The sequence below is a fragment of the Cutibacterium sp. LaCa_89 genome, from assembly GCF_058177555.1.
This window is the reverse complement of sequence record NZ_CP190889.1, coordinates 1,583,699-1,598,052: the sequence shown is the minus strand read 5'-3', so window position 1 is coordinate 1,598,052 and position 14,354 is coordinate 1,583,699. Positions and strand designations below refer to the sequence as shown.

14 protein-coding genes are annotated in these 14,354 nt (G+C 61.2%); 6 read left to right on the top strand and 8 right to left on the bottom strand.

Annotated elements, in window-relative coordinates:
- Positions 1–162: 162 nt before the first annotated feature.
- Entirely contained in the window at positions 163–1,887 is a 1,725-nt protein-coding gene (gene leuA / locus ACP8LP_RS07380) for a 2-isopropylmalate synthase (protein WP_434286116.1), read from the top strand.
- Between the two features lie 28 nt (positions 1,888–1,915).
- Here leuA and ACP8LP_RS07375 read toward each other — a convergent pair whose 3' ends face one another.
- Together ACP8LP_RS07375 and ACP8LP_RS07370 are read right to left on the bottom strand one after the other, a co-directional pair.
- On the bottom strand, positions 1,916–2,611 hold the full coding sequence (locus tag ACP8LP_RS07375) for an isoprenyl transferase (protein ID WP_036976558.1): 696 nt from the start codon (positions 2,609–2,611) through the stop codon (positions 1,916–1,918).
- Between the two features lie 222 nt (positions 2,612–2,833).
- The gene (locus ACP8LP_RS07370) at positions 2,834–3,499 is read right to left on the bottom strand and encodes a hypothetical protein (protein ID WP_016667434.1); all 666 of its coding nucleotides are present in this window, start codon (positions 3,497–3,499) and stop codon (positions 2,834–2,836) included.
- Positions 3,500–3,641: 142 nt separating this feature from the next.
- Here ACP8LP_RS07370 and recO point away from each other — a divergent pair, with 142 nt between their 5' ends.
- From recO to ACP8LP_RS07355, 3 genes are all read left to right on the top strand, one after another.
- On the top strand, positions 3,642–4,382 hold the full coding sequence (recO, locus tag ACP8LP_RS07365; protein WP_279186643.1) for a DNA repair protein RecO: 741 nt from the start codon (positions 3,642–3,644) through the stop codon (positions 4,380–4,382).
- 176 nt (positions 4,383–4,558) lie between these two features.
- Positions 4,559–5,221 carry a hypothetical protein gene (locus ACP8LP_RS07360; protein WP_279186644.1) on the top strand — a complete coding sequence of 221 codons (663 nt, stop codon included), beginning with the start codon at positions 4,559–4,561 and terminating at the stop codon, positions 5,219–5,221.
- On the top strand, positions 5,221–5,808 hold the full coding sequence (locus ACP8LP_RS07355; protein ID WP_063280015.1) for a hypothetical protein: 588 nt from the start codon (positions 5,221–5,223) through the stop codon (positions 5,806–5,808). Before ACP8LP_RS07360 ends, ACP8LP_RS07355 begins: the two co-directional genes overlap by 1 nt.
- 73 nt (positions 5,809–5,881) lie before the next feature.
- Here the strand turns inward: ACP8LP_RS07355 and ACP8LP_RS07350 are convergent, their stop codons facing one another.
- Complete coding sequence (locus tag ACP8LP_RS07350; RefSeq protein WP_016667438.1) at positions 5,882–7,045, bottom strand: sensor histidine kinase; 1,164 nt, start codon at positions 7,043–7,045, stop codon at positions 5,882–5,884.
- Between the two features lie 48 nt (positions 7,046–7,093).
- On the bottom strand, positions 7,094–7,276 hold the full coding sequence (locus ACP8LP_RS07345; protein ID WP_021108589.1) for a hypothetical protein: 183 nt from the start codon (positions 7,274–7,276) through the stop codon (positions 7,094–7,096).
- Positions 7,277–7,505: 229 nt separating this feature from the next.
- Between ACP8LP_RS07345 and ACP8LP_RS07340 the strand changes: the two genes are divergently transcribed.
- The gene (locus tag ACP8LP_RS07340; protein ID WP_004811654.1) at positions 7,506–8,180 is read left to right on the top strand and encodes a response regulator; all 675 of its coding nucleotides are present in this window, start codon (positions 7,506–7,508) and stop codon (positions 8,178–8,180) included.
- Here ACP8LP_RS07340 and ACP8LP_RS07335 read toward each other — a convergent pair whose 3' ends face one another.
- Positions 8,181–8,591: a Fur family transcriptional regulator gene (locus ACP8LP_RS07335; protein ID WP_004811653.1), complete on the bottom strand. Its 411-nt coding sequence runs from the start codon at positions 8,589–8,591 to the stop codon at positions 8,181–8,183.
- Between the two features lie 212 nt (positions 8,592–8,803).
- On the opposite strand from ACP8LP_RS07335, the gene ACP8LP_RS07330 reads away from it, so the two are divergent.
- Positions 8,804–10,222: a glycine--tRNA ligase gene (locus ACP8LP_RS07330; protein ID WP_484483063.1), complete on the top strand. Its 1,419-nt coding sequence runs from the start codon at positions 8,804–8,806 to the stop codon at positions 10,220–10,222.
- Between the two features lie 115 nt (positions 10,223–10,337).
- On the opposite strand, the gene ACP8LP_RS07325 is transcribed toward ACP8LP_RS07330, so the two are convergent.
- The 3 genes from ACP8LP_RS07325 to ACP8LP_RS07315 all read right to left on the bottom strand — a co-directional run bounded on the left by ACP8LP_RS07325 (position 10,338) and on the right by ACP8LP_RS07315 (position 13,942).
- Positions 10,338–10,430: a hypothetical protein gene (locus tag ACP8LP_RS07325; RefSeq protein WP_484483062.1), complete on the bottom strand. Its 93-nt coding sequence runs from the start codon at positions 10,428–10,430 to the stop codon at positions 10,338–10,340.
- A gap of 891 nt (positions 10,431–11,321) precedes the next feature.
- A complete protein-coding gene (locus ACP8LP_RS07320) occupies positions 11,322–13,193 on the bottom strand; it encodes an ABC transporter permease (RefSeq protein ID WP_279186647.1) in 1,872 nt (623 codons plus the stop codon).
- Entirely contained in the window at positions 13,190–13,942 is a 753-nt protein-coding gene (locus ACP8LP_RS07315) for an ABC transporter ATP-binding protein (protein ID WP_484483061.1), read from the bottom strand. Before ACP8LP_RS07315 ends, ACP8LP_RS07320 begins: the two co-directional genes overlap by 4 nt.
- Positions 13,943–14,354: the final 412 nt, after the last annotated feature.

The window sequence follows — 14,354 nt, the reverse complement described above, 5'->3', positions numbered from 1 at the left end:
TGAGAGGAATCCCACGGTTTCACGACTGCGGTGTACTCTGACACACATGTCGCGCGCGCTCCTGCTTGTGTGCCGCAGCGAGACCCGTTGAAAGGGTGGCCTCCTCGCTGCGGGTGATCGGGCTGCCCGAGAAGTCACACACTTTCGGAGAGACCACTACTGATGACGCGAATTCAGCCCCTCCCCTGTCAGCTGGCCAGTGAGATGCCCATCGGTCGCTACCAGCCCTTCGTCCCGCAGAAGCTGCCTGACCGCACCTGGCCCGACAGGACCCTCGACCACGCCCCGCGCTGGCTGTCCACCGACCTGCGCGACGGCAATCAGTCCCTCATCGACCCCATGACCCCGGCTCGCAAGATGCGTATGTTCGAGCTGCTCATCGAGATGGGCTACAAGGAGATCGAGATCGGTTTCCCCTCGGCCTCCCAGATTGACTTCGACTTCGTCCGTCAGGTCGTCGAGTCCGGCATCGTCCCTGACGACGTCACCATCTCGGTCCTGACCCAGGCCCGTGAGGACCTCATCGAGCGCACCGCGCAGAGCCTCGTGGGCGCCCACCGCGCCACCATCCACATGTACAACGCGGTCGCCGAGCTCTTTCGCCGGGTCGTGTTCAAGATGGACGAGCAGCAGTGCATCGACCTGGCTCACCGGGGCACCGAGTGGGTCGTCAAGTACGCCGAGAAGTACCTGGACGACGTCGAGTTCGGTTACGAGTACTCCCCGGAAATCTTCAGCCAGACCTCCACGGACTTCGCCATCGAGGTCTGCCATTCCGTCATGGACGTCTGGCAGCCCGGTCCGGACCGCGAGATCATCCTCAACCTGCCGGCCACCGTCGAGATGAGCACCCCGAACACCTACGCCGACCAGATTGAGTACTTCTGCCGCAACATCCGTGACCGCGAGAACGTCTGCGTCTCCCTGCACCCGCACAACGACCGTGGCACCGCCGTCGCGGCCGCCGAGTTCGCTCAGATGGCCGGCGCCGACCGCGTCGAGGGCTGTCTCTTCGGCCACGGCGAGCGCACCGGCAACGTCGACCTGGTCACCCTGGGCATGAACCTCGTCAGCCAGGGAGTTGACGCCGGTATCGACTTCTCCGACATGCCCAAGATCCGCCGCACCGTCGAGTACTGCACCGGTCTGCCAGTGCCGGCCCGCCAGCCCTACTCCGGCGATCTGGTCTTCACCGCCTTCTCCGGTTCCCACCAGGATGCCATTAAGAAGGGTCTGGAAGACCTGGCCCGTCGCGCCGAGGACCAGGGCATTGACATCAACGAGATCGGCTGGGAGGCCCCGTATCTGCCCGTTGACCCGCACGACCTCGGTCGTACCTACGAGGCCGTCATCCGTGTCAACAGTCAGTCTGGCAAGGGTGGCATGGCCTACCTGATGAAGACCGAGCACCAGGTCGACCTGCCGCGTCGTCTGCAGATCGAGTTCTCCCGCGCGGTGCAGAACTACACCGACGACCAGGCTCGCGAGATCTCCCACGACGAGATCTGGGACCTGTTCAACCGCGAGTACCTGCAGGTGCCCGGTATCGAGCTGGTCAGCCGCACGACCTCCACGGAGTCTGGCTCCTACCAGCTCACCGCCAATCTGCGAAACAACGACGAGGGCACCCAGGTCCATGGTGAGGGCAACGGTGCGGTCTCGGCATTCATCGACGCCCTGGCCTCCCTCGACGTCGCCGTCCAGGTGCTCGACTACTCCGAGCACGCCATGACGTCCGGCGGCACCGCGAAGGCCGCCGCCTACGTCGAGTGTGAGATCGGAGATGGCGAAACCTCGCAGATCCTCTGGGGTGTCGGAATCGATCCCGACATCACCCAGGCCTCCCTCAAAGCCGTTGTCAGCGCGGTGAATCGCTCCCGTCGCTGACCCAGCCAAGGATGGGCGACCAACAAAATCAGGCGGTGGGGCTGACCTCATTGGGGACGGCCCCACCGAACCTGCGGTCCCGCTTCGCGTACTCCAGGACGGCGTCCCACAGGTCTCGGCGATCGACGTCGGGCCACAGCACGTCGGAGAACACCATCTCGGCGTAGGCCGACTGCCACAACAGGAAGTTCGATGTGCGCTGCTCTCCCGAGGAACGCCAGAACAGGTCGACGTCAGGAATCTCTGGCTCGTCGAGGTGAGTGCGGAAGCTCTTCTCGGTGATGTGATCCGGAGCGATCTTCCCCTCGGCCGCCAGCCTGGCAATGTCTCGCACCGCGTCGACGATCTCGGCGCGACCGCCATAGTTCACGCAGAACTGCAGGGTCAGGACGGTGTTGTCAGCTGACTGCTGCTCGGCCGACTCCAACTCTTTGATGACCGACTTCCACAACTTGGGGTGACGACCCGCCCAGCGGATACGCACCCCCATGGCGTCAAGCTGGTCACGACGACGATGGATGACGTCGCGGTTGAACCCCATCAACCAACGCACTTCGTCGGGGGAGCGCTTCCAGTTCTCGGTGGAGAAGGCGTAGGCGCTCAGGTAGGGGATGCCCATCTCGATGGCCCCCTCGATGACGTCGAAGAGGGCGTCCTCACCACGGGCGTGCCCCTCGGTTCGTTTGAGGCCGCGCTGCTTGGCCCACCGTCCGTTGCCGTCCATGACGATGGCGACATGTCGGGGGATGAGCTCCGGAGGCAGTTCCGGAGGACGAGCTCCGGACGGGTGCGGCAGCGGGCCGCGCTTCGGGGGTCGCGGTGTGGTGTGAGCCATGGGTCACAGCGTAGTGGCGTTGCGCTCGCTTGGGATCCGACGGTGGTGTTACAGCCGACGTCCCATGTTGCACAGACGGACCAGCAGCAACTGGCAAGCCTGTTTCGACCCTCACAGCGTCGTCCAGACGATGATGATTCCCGAGCCGAGACAGGCGATGATCGAGGCGACGCTGGTCCAATGGCCGATGCGTTCTCGAGTCCGTCCGGAGATACCCGAGGAATTGGGTCGCAGACGATCGACAACGATCGGCAGCCATGCCGGGATGAGGACGATCCACCACGTGACGATGAAGGTCAGGATGCGCACGATGAGTGGCAGGTCGGATGTTCCGATGCGCTGGCTTGACGAGATAAACAGTGGGATCGTCGTGAAGTTGGTGGCCATGCCGAGAGCACCCCAGGTGAACATGCCGTGCGCACCCGTGGATCGCGGACCTGACGATTTCTTGTGTCGGAATTTCTGGACGCGATGGGATCCCCATTTCTTCCACGCCAGATAACAGCCGAAGAGGAAGAGCAGAATGCCCAGTACACGGTCGACGGCGTGGGAGGCCAGCTGACGGGAGGCGAAGTCGGTGGCGGCACTTCCGAGCAAGCCAAAACTCGTGATGCCAATGGCGCCGAGCACCAACCCCGCCCCGGACACGAAGGCCCAGCCATGGTTCTGTTTCTGGCCATGCACGGCGGCGCTGGCATTGAGGATCATGACCGGACTGACGGCTGCCACAAGCACCAAGTACCACACGCTGCCGAGCAGTGCGACAAAGGTGTCCATGGGGCTTCTCCTGGTGTGGGGTTCTCGACAACGGTACTGGGTGGGAGCATCGTCAGGGCAGGCGGACACCCTGAAAGGCCGGGCATGGCAGTTTTGCGCAGAGCATTTTCGGTTGCGCACCGCGGCTGGGAGACTGGGTGTCATGCCCACCTACCGCGATCAAGCTGTCGTCCTGCGCACACACAAGCTAGGTGAGGCCGATCGCATTGTCTCCATGCTGTCGCGGGAACACGGCAAGATTCGCGCAGTGGCCAGAGGTGTCCGACGCACCTCCAGCAAGTTCGGAGCCCGGCTGGACCCTTTCAACCTCGTCGATCTGCAGTTGGTGCAGGGACGAAACCTCGACGTCGTCGCTCAGGTGGAATGCCTTCACCCATATTCCGCGCCACTGCGTCAGGACTATGGGCTCTTCACAGCCGCAGAGGTCATGGTCGAGGCCGCCGATCACCTGGTCCCGGTGGATCGGGAGCCGGCTCCGGCCCAGTATCGGTTGCTTGCTGGTGCGTTGCGGGTCCTTGGGTGGGGGACGGCTGACGGTCCACGGCCACCTGAGATGGTGTTGGACTCCTACCTGTTGCGATCCTTGTCGGCCTCGGGATATGCACCTGACCTGGTCGATTGTGTCCGCTGCGGAGAGCCCGGCCCGCACCCTGGGTTCTCGCCCAGCCTGGGCGGGGTGGTCTGCATCAATTGTCAGCCTCCTGGCACCCCGCATCCTCATGAGGAGACGATCGTTTACCTGCGGGCGCTGCTGGTGGGGGACTGGCCCGCGACTCGGGAGGTGACGTGGCCCAGGATCCGGGAAGGGTCGGGGCTTGTCGCCGCATTCGTGTCCTGGCACATGGACCGAGGACTACGATCGATGCCGTTCCTGGAACGCTGACCCGTCCGGGGCCCAACTTTTGGCCATCTGGGGTGGCGAGGACAGACCTTTGTTCCACTGTTGTGTACCGAAGTATTCCGTTGGCTCTCGTGGGGCGTACTACATCACCGCTCTGGATAACGTTCGGATCAGATCCCAATGGGGATCTGGATACAACGAACCAGAAGGAGACGGACATGATGGGTCACGGGACGCGCCGCGCCCTGGGTGTCGTGGGAGCGGGGATCACCCTTGCTGGGTCCTTTGCTTCCCAAGCTCATGCCCACAGCGGCTACAACGACGACACTTCGACGATCAATTACAACGTCCCGATCGTCCACACCAGTACCAGTGGACCGGTGAAGGCCAATCGGCGCAACAACCATCCGGTGTGCAACCGGGGCGACTACCGCACCGTGATCTCGCAGGTGAGTGACACCTTCAAGCCCTACGGGGCCTTCGAGATGACGAACACCACGGACGAGGAGTTGACGCTCACCCAGACTGTGGGCAAGGACGAGAGCATCAAGGCCAGCGTCACTGGTGACGTCGGTGGACAGTTCTCCGGCGTGACGGCCAAGATCAGCTCGACGATAGCTTGGGAGATGTCTTGGCACACCGGTCAGGCCATCGGCCCGTACAAGGTGCCGGCTCACAAGACTGCCCGTGCCACCTACGGCTTCCATGTCGTCCAGTTCTCCGGCACTCAACAGCGCTGCCTCATGAATGGCACCTGGGGAAATGCCTGGACCTTCAAGGGTCACGCTCCTCGCACGACCTCTGTTCAGGTGAAGGTCTACAACGATCCGACCGAGCTCGTCCCCGGCGGAGATGGCTTCGTCAACGGAGGTGACAACTGATGAAGAAGTTCCGTGCACTCGGTGCGTCTTTGGTCGCCACTGGACTGTTGGCATCGGCTCCGCTGGCAGCCCAGGCCGCAGATACCGAGCCTCCGGCTCGTCCTGACCACGACCTCAGCGTCATGTACAGCGTGTCCCCGCTCAAGAAGCCGGGGCATCCCGGTCTGGTAGCGCTGCACGTGAGCAATGTCGGTACGAAGAACTACTACGCCCCCTCGCCGGTCGTACAGTTCATCGTCAAGGTCCACACCGTCTCCGGGCCAACCGACGTCAACCGTGTCATCACTCCCAAGGGCTACAACGGTGCCACCGTGACGGATCTCGGGTTCGACGAGTCGACCTCCACACGCACCTTCCGAGTGATCCTCGCCAACGGACTTCGCTCGGGCGAGAACCAGGTCGTCGCCAACTTCAACTTCGCCGATGGCCAGACCCGGCACCACGAGGGTCGCATCGTCCAGGAGATCACCACCTCGCAGGTTGGTCGTCTTCCAGATGACACCACCACGCGGAATGACCAGGACATCAATTCCCAGAAGTGGACCTGGAACGACATGAATCACCGTCAGAACGCCGGACTCTTCTGAGATTCCAGACACAACGAAAAAGAGGAGGCCGGCATCCTACCGGCCTCCCCTTCCATATGTGTGAAAGTAGTTGTCAGGTTTCGCGAATGGGCTTCGCTCGGGGGATTCGCGCATCGACGACCCACCAACCATTGCGCAGACCAATGGAGATCTCACCACGGAGCAGGGAGACCCGCTCCTTGAGTCGCGCAATACCCATCCCGGTGGAACGGACGGGTTCAATCTCGGATCCGGTAACCGGATTGGAGACGGTGGCGACGACGTCATCGCCATCGTCTCGGACAATGATCTTTGCCGTGGTCGGGCCATTGTGCTTAATCGCGTTCGCGGTCGACTCGTCGAGGATTCGGTTAACGGCGTCGGAAACGCTCACCGGCATCGGTTTACAATCAACCGACCAATCGACGTGCCATCCCAAGGTTTCAAGGCGCGTCACCATGGCTGCCACGGTGGCCTCGACGGAGTCCTCGTGGGTGGGGGAGGACACCAGCGGAAGATTCTGGTTTCGCAGCACCAGGAGCAGGCGCTGAAGGTCGTCGAGGGCCGTCCGGGAGGTCGTCTCAATGGACTTCGACGCCGTGATGACGTCTTCGTCAGCGGTATTGAGACGAAGGGAACCCGCCAGCATGGTGATGACGGTGAGGTCCTTGGCCACGACGTCGTGGAGCTCGGCTGCCAACTGTTGGCGTTCTTCCTCGTGGGCATGGGCTGCCTGTTCGAGGGCGTCAGCTGCTTGTTCCTCCGCCTGCTCGCGGCGGTGATCGAGCCAGCGGAATGCGGAGCCGAATCCGACACCGATTCCGCATGCGAGGCCTGCGACCAATAGGATGGAAGCCCATCGTTCTTCGTGAGCAGTCGCTCGGGTCATGACAACAGCGGCTCCGATAATAATCGGAATGAAATGGCGTCTTAGACCGTGTTGGCTGGCGAAGAATGCAAGCACGACCAACAGAGGAATGCTAAATGCGACCTTTTCCGCGGCGACGCTACTGACCAGGCCGACAAGCAGTAGCAATTCCTGTAGTGCAGGACGCTGCCAACACAGCAGAGCCACTGTGGTGAAGACGTAAGTGGCTACCAGCCAGATCATCGTACTGCCGCATCGGTGAGTTACGACAGCCACACGCAGATCGTCCGCACCGGAAAACACCAGCACAGTGATGACGGTAACCGTGATACCAAAGGTTCGACTGCTCCCTTTGGGAATGAGGCGGCGTCCAGACGCACCACTATTCATTTGATGTGTTTCCCCATGGGCCAGACGGCCTATATATTGGGTATGGGATCAGTCACACCAATTAGGGTAGATGGCGCACAAGCCTTCTATGATTCCCTCGACATGTGCCTTTGGCTGTGTATTGACGGCGTTCTGAACAGGGGTGGACTCGGCGGAGGCCTGAGCGGGGGCTGCCATCGAGAAGGAGCTAACTGCCAAGGCAGCCACGATGCCGGTGATGATTTTCTTCATGGGCACAATGTATCCCTTCGGAGGGGGCATCTACAACGGGGTGCAGGGAGTCGCGTGGATGTCGCTGACACGTGCAGCGACATGCTGTGCGTATGGGCCGGTTGGCTGCCCACATGGCCGGCAATGTGGCCTGACGGTGATCATTTGTTCGTCAATGGCGCTGGGGCGAACCCGGTGTCATGAGGACTGCTCGGGCATGCGAGGATGGTGAGTAACGTAAGGAGGTGCGATGTCAGTTCGACTCGTCGTCACTGACGATCATCCGATCATGAGGCAGGCCCTCGCGGGCTATTTCTCCCGCGTCGAGGAGATGGAGGTCGTCGGCCAGGCCTCCAACGGTCGTGAAGCCGTCGAGCTCGTTGACCAGCTGTTGCCCGACGTCGTCCTCATGGACCTCAAGATGCCTGAGATGGACGGTCTGACGGCCACCCGAATGATCGTCTCCCGCCATCCTTCTGTTCGCGTCGTCGCCCTGACCACCTTCGCCCGCCGGGACATCGTCGTCGAGGCCATCCTTGCCGGTGCCGCCGGATACCTCCTCAAGGAGTCCGAGCCCGAAGCCGTCATCGCTGGGGTACGCGCCGTCATGGTCGGCCAGGTGACCGTTTCACCAGAGATCGCCCGAGGGGTTGTCGAGACCTTCTCGGCCCAGGTTGGGGGTAAGGCAACACCTCGTCAGGTCGACATGAACCCGGTGGAACTCTCTAACGCCGACGACGACGTCCTCAAGCTTCTCGCTGAGGGGCTGTCGAACGCTGTCATCGCGGAAGAACTGTGCCTCAGTGAGTCTGCCGTCAAACAGCGTATTGGTCATCTGGCGAAGAAACTGGGAGTGCGGAGCCGTCTCGAGGTGCTGGTGCGAGCCTGCGAGCTGGGTCTCGTCACCCCGCGGCTGCGCCGCTGATTAGGAATTGTCGCGCTTTGTCGAGCATTCCGAGCAGATCCCGAACAACTCCAATTCGTGTCCGGTCTCGCTGAACCCGTGCTTGGCAGCGATGTCGCGCGCCCAGTCCTCCAGGATTTTCTCCGGGCCAATCTCGACAGCCTTGCCGCAATTACGGCACACCAGATGGTGGTGGTGAGCTGAGGAACAGCGTCGGTAGGTCATCTCGCCATCCTCGGAGCGGATGGCATCGAGCTCGCCGTCCTCGGCCATCGTCTGCAAGTTCCGGTAGACCGTGGCCAGACCGACCTGGTCCCCCCGTTCCCTCAGTTGGTCGTGGACCTGCTGGGCAGTGAGGAAGAACGACTCGTCGTCAAACAGAGCACGAATGGCAAGGCGCTGTTTGGTCGTACGCCGCCGATTCTCCACCATGATCACCTCACTGCTGGGCGTGGAATTGCCTCAAATGTACCCCAGCATCCTGTGGATGACCCCGGGCGCACCATCTCGGACGGCTCCGAGGCGGGGTTGGTGGTGATTGCTGCCGCGTGGTTACCGGTAGGCTGGTCAATGGCCTCGCTGCCTGGACATGTAGATCCGTCGGTGGCGCTGCCCGCGTGGACACCATCCGGGTGTCCACTCCAATGAGGACTTGGAAGAAAGGGACGGCTGTGGCCTCCACCAGCACACTCGACAACGTCATCAACCTTTGCAAGCGTCGCGGATTCGTGTTCCCCTGCGGCGAGATTTACGGCGGCACCCGGGCGGCCTGGGATTACGGCCCATTCGGCGTCGAGCTCAAGGAGAACATCAAGAGGCAGTGGTGGCGTTACATGGTCACCTGTCGTGACGACGTCGTCGGCCTTGACTCGTCGGTCGTCCTGCCTCGCGATGTGTGGGTCGCGTCCGGCCACGTCGGCGTCTTCAATGACCCGTTGACCGAGTGTCTGTCGTGTCACAAGCGTATGCGTGCTGACCATCTTCAAGAAGGCCACGCCGCCAAGCACGGGATCGACGATCCGGATTCTGTCCCTCTGGGGGAGATCAACTGTCCCAATTGTGGCAACAAGGGCCAGTGGACCGAGCCCCGTGACTTCAACATGATGCTCAAGACTTACCTCGGCCCGGTCGAGGACGAGTCTGGTCTGCACTACCTGCGTCCCGAGACCGCCCAGGGTATCTTCGTGAACTTCCAGAACGTGCTCACCAGCGCTCGTAAGAAGCCGCCGTTCGGTATTGCTCAGACCGGTAAGTCCTTCCGCAACGAGATCACCCCCGGGAACTTCATCTTCCGCACCCGTGAGTTTGAGCAGATGGAGATGGAGTTCTTCGTCGAGCCCGGCACCGACGAGGAGTGGCACCAGTACTGGATTGACAACCGCACTGCCTGGTACACCGACCTCGGTATCAACCCGGACAATCTGCGTCACTACGAGCACCCCAAGGAGAAGCTCTCCCACTACTCGAAGCGTACCGTCGACATCGAGTACAAGTTCGGGTTCGTCGGTTCCGACTGGGGCGAGCTCGAGGGCATCGCCAATCGCACCGATTTCGACCTGGGTACCCATTCGAAGCATTCTGGCAAGGACCTGTCCTACTACGACCAGGCCAACAACAAGCGTTACCTGCCTTATGTTATTGAGCCGGCGGCTGGTCTTACGCGTTCTCTCATGGCGTTCATGGTTGACGCGTACACCGAGGATGAGGCTCCGAATGCCAAGGGTGGGGTTGATAAGCGTACTGTCCTGAAGCTGGATTCGCGTCTTTCGCCGGTCAAGGCTGCTGTGCTGCCGCTCAGCCGTAACTCTGATTTGTCTCCGAAGGCTCGTGATCTGGCGGCTCGCCTGCGTCAGCGGTGGAACGTCGACTTCGACGATGCTCAGGCCATTGGTAAGCGTTACCGTCGCCAGGATGAGATTGGTACTCCGTTCTGTGTCACTGTGGACTTTGACAGTCTTGACGACAATGCTGTGACGGTGCGGGACCGTGACACCATGGCTCAGGAACGCATCGCCATCGACAAGGCCGAGGACTACCTCGCCGAGCGTTTACCACGCTCCTGAGGCAACGTTTTCAGACAGGTTGGCGGTCCTTGGCTGAGCAGGTCGAACCCCAGGTCCAGCACTGGTACCGATCTCGCCGAGGCGATGTGATTGCCCTTGATGAGTGTGGCGCCGCTCAGCCCCACCCGGTGAGTGACGCCCCGCCACAACGCACCGCGTACTGCTGCAGCACTCGCAGCACTGGAACGGTCTTGCGGGTGTCACCCACCTAGGCGGCGATATCCGTGACCCCGGGCAGTGTGAGACGAGGCTTAGCATGGTGCGCTCAGCCGTGAGTAAGGTGCGCAACGGCTCCTCAACTGTAAGGATGACGTCACTTCGATGGATGCGCTCGCCATCGACCTGGGGGCTGCTTCAGCGAAGTGATGTCGTCCTATTCCCGAGCAACAGTAGGGTCACAAGATGCTGCATTTTCCTCTTCCCGGGAACTGCCGTTCGCCTCTCTCATGGGGAACTAGTAACTTTGCATCTGAGTTTTCCTTTTGGAGGGGCTGGTTTTCATCCGCATGTTCTTAAAATGATTTGGTCTAGCCTAGTGGCTTATTTGTATTCGTACTTGCGCTAGATTTTGAGTATCTTGGGGCGTGTGCGTTGCAAGCAATTTGTCTAACTGTGAATTTTTACTGTTGGCAAACTTGCGAACCTTGGTTATCACTCTTTTGCAAGTATTCAGTTATTCTCTGACTGGTGCTTAGGAAATCTTATCCGTGGTAAGAGCGCAGTACGGGGCGGATGTCTGATGATGGTTTGGGTATCTACCAGAAAATGTATCAGCGTTCTTCACTGGCATTTCGATGCTAATTGCTCGGGCCTTACTGATAGGTAGTTGATCGCAACTAACCCTTATGCGGATGAAGTTTTCCTGTGATGCATGAATGGCTTTGTGGGTGTATCAGATCTATCGTTCCGTCCGGTGATAGTGCTATGAAGTCAGTGTGCGATTAGTATCAAGGAATGGGAAGCGGCAGACTCGTCAAGCTAACATCTTGTCTGTCGCGGTCTGCGTCCTCTACTCATCTTCTCCTGAAGCGAGCTGTATTCCTGTCGGGGAGATAGAGGTTATGGTTGCCGGAGGTGTGATCTGCTGTCAGCGCCGGTGTTACTGGCGATTTTCACTACGACGGCTGATAGCCCAGACGCTGGTGAGTTGAGCAATGAGTGCCAGCAGGACGATCGATCCGAACGTCTCGAGGCTGAGCGGAGCCACCTCTGCCAGCGCCGAGCCGGCTGAGGTCCCGTTGGTCGTGGCGAACTCGATCCCCAGTGCCGTGATGCTCACCGCGATGAGTACGCCGGCTGTCAGCTGGACGATGAGGGTCTCGGTACCTACGACGTTGAGCAGGCGACGCATCCCGATCCCCAACGAGTGGAGGACGTGGAACTCGCGGTGTCGTGCCATGGCTTCGCTCACGGCCATCTGGATCACGGAGACGAGGCACATGACGTAGACTGTACCAAAGATGCCCACATTGCCTTGGTAGGAGTCCGCCTTGCGTTTGGCGATGGCGTTGCTGACCCACTGCTCCTTGGACATGGTTGTCACAGTCGCGCCGGCGGAGGTCGCAACCTGCTCGGCCGCCGAGGCGTCCAAGCCGTCGAGGTACGTCGTCGTGTGGAGCTTGTCGGGTTCCTTGGTGAAGCGGCCCACCTGGTCCCAGCTCATGATCGGGGTTTCGAGGAATGGGTGCGTGTACGTCGCTACGACGTGGGCCGTCAGCTTGTGTCCCTGCGCGTCCGTCACGTCCATGGTGTCGCCGACGTTGTACCCCTTCGCGAGGGCCGCGACGTCGGTGCCGTGGACCTTGCTCGCGTCACCGGAGATGATCTTCAGTCCCGTCAGCTTTTCCATGGTCTTCACGTCGGCGAAGGAATAGCTGTCGTCGAGCCGGGAGAGGATCGCGAATCGTGCGACCTCCCCACCATGCCCTGACCATGCCTGTGCGGCACGATCAGTCTGGTCCAGACTGATCGCCTCGGAGACGGTCTGTGACTGGGCGGCCTCGCGAAAGTTGGCAGCCTGCACCTGTTCGTCGGGGACGTTCGCGACCATGAAGCCGCCGATCATGCCCACCGCCACGATCACCGGAGTCGCCAGACGTGCGTAACGCAGACGGTCCTTGGAGGACCGCTTGGCGGCCAGGAGCCCCGATCCCGGTGCCACGAGGCCGACGAGGTGACCCACGAGCCACGCTCCCGCCGGCACGAGCAGGGGGGCGAGCGCAATGGCCGGGATGATGGCGAGGAAGGGCAGGGCCAGCATGCCCCAGGCGCCGAGGGTCTGGGGATCCAGGAAGATGATGGCGAGGATCCCGCCCACACCGATGACCAAGCGCAGGGCGACGGACCACTTCGACATCGAGGAGACGGTGTTGTCGTGGGAATCGACGAGCTCGCGGTCAGGGATCCGTCGAAGGGCTCTGCGACCGGCCAGCCCTGCCAGCAGAGCCATGACCACCAGAAGGATGAGCAGTGGCCGGACGCTGACCCCGGTCCTCACCGACACGTTGGGCCCGAAGAACTTGATGGCCTGCAGTCCGCGCAGGAACGCCGGGGTGAGGAGCGCCCCGACGATCACCGAGGGCACGCCGGCCACGAGTGAGACGAAGAAACACTCGAGGAACATGAGCCACCCCAGGCGCCGGCGAGTCGCGCCGGCCAAGCGCATCATCGCCAACTCGCGCTGACGGTAGGAGACGACTTGGGTGACGATGGATATGAGCATGAAACCGCAGATCGTCACCGCGAGGATAGCGATGAACCACAGGATCCAGCTGACGTTATCCAGCTGCACGGCGAGTTCGTCGGCACTGACGCCGGGAACGTTCACCCGGGAGGGGTCGGAGAAGTCGGAGGCCAGTGTCACTTCGGCGCCACCGATGAGCATCGTCAGCACGACGGTGACGATGACGCCTGCATACAGATCCCGGTGACGCCGCACGAGACGAGTAGCCAGTTGCGTCGTGGCGATCATGCGTGCGCCTCCATCTGCACCAGGCGGTCCGAGATCTCTCGGGGGCTTAACCCCGTCGTGTCGTCAACGATGTGGCCGTCGTATAGGAAGATGACTCGCTGGGCTTGTGAGGCTACGACTGGGTCGTGGGTCACCATGACGAGGGTGGTTCCCACCTCGGGCAGCGCGACGAGATTGTCCATGACTTCGCGGCGCGACTCGGAGTCGAGGGCTCCGGTCGGTTCGTCGGCGAAGAGGACATCCCGGTGCGTCGCGATGGCTCGGGCGATCGCGACCCGCTGCTGCTGACCACCTGACATCTTGTCGGGGTAGCGGTGAGCCAACTCAGCCAGCCCGACGCGGGTCAGCGACTCGGTGGCGACGTCGTCAGCCATGCGAGTCCCGTCGAAGAGAGCCGGCAGCTTGACATTCTCGATGGCCGTGAGGGCATCAATGAGGTTGTACTGCTGGAAGATGAAGCCCCACGCCTTGCGCCGGAGCGAGTCGAGTTTGGACTGGCTCATCGTCGCAAGATCCTGACCGCGGTAGAGGACCTGACCGGAGCTGGGACGGATCATGCCGGACAGGCAGTTGAGCAGGGTTGTCTTGCCCGACCCCGATGGTCCCATGATCGCGGTCGTCGTGGCCGGTGCGAAATCGAGATCGATACCCTTGAGGACCTCGGCCCCTGACTTGAAGTGGTGATGCAGTCCTGTGAGGCGGAGAGCCGGGTGTATCGAACTGACAGTAGTCGCGCGTTCTTCATTCATGGAGACTTAAGAACTTCCTAGAGGCAAAACGGAGGTACCGAGCATCGGACGGAGGAAGCGTAGCGGCCTAGGGCCCACCGACATGGTAACGCTCTCTCGCCGAAACTGGGAACTGCGGTGCTGCGGTGCATTGTGCGGGGCTGCGATGAGGTAGACCGAAACCAAGGCAGAATATGAGTCGCCAATTCACATGTGCGCTTCCAGCAAGGTATTTTTCGGCGTCAGTCGTAGTGGCCGCGCTAAACTTGGACGTATGACGAAGTTTGGAAGCGGTCCTCGCTCACTTGGTTTATACCTTCTCGATGCTGCGATCGAGTCTGTGAGTGGTCACAAATTCCGTCAACCGGCATAGATAGCCCACACGTTAGCATATCAGGTATCTTCTGTCAGCTAGTAAAGCGCACCATACCTT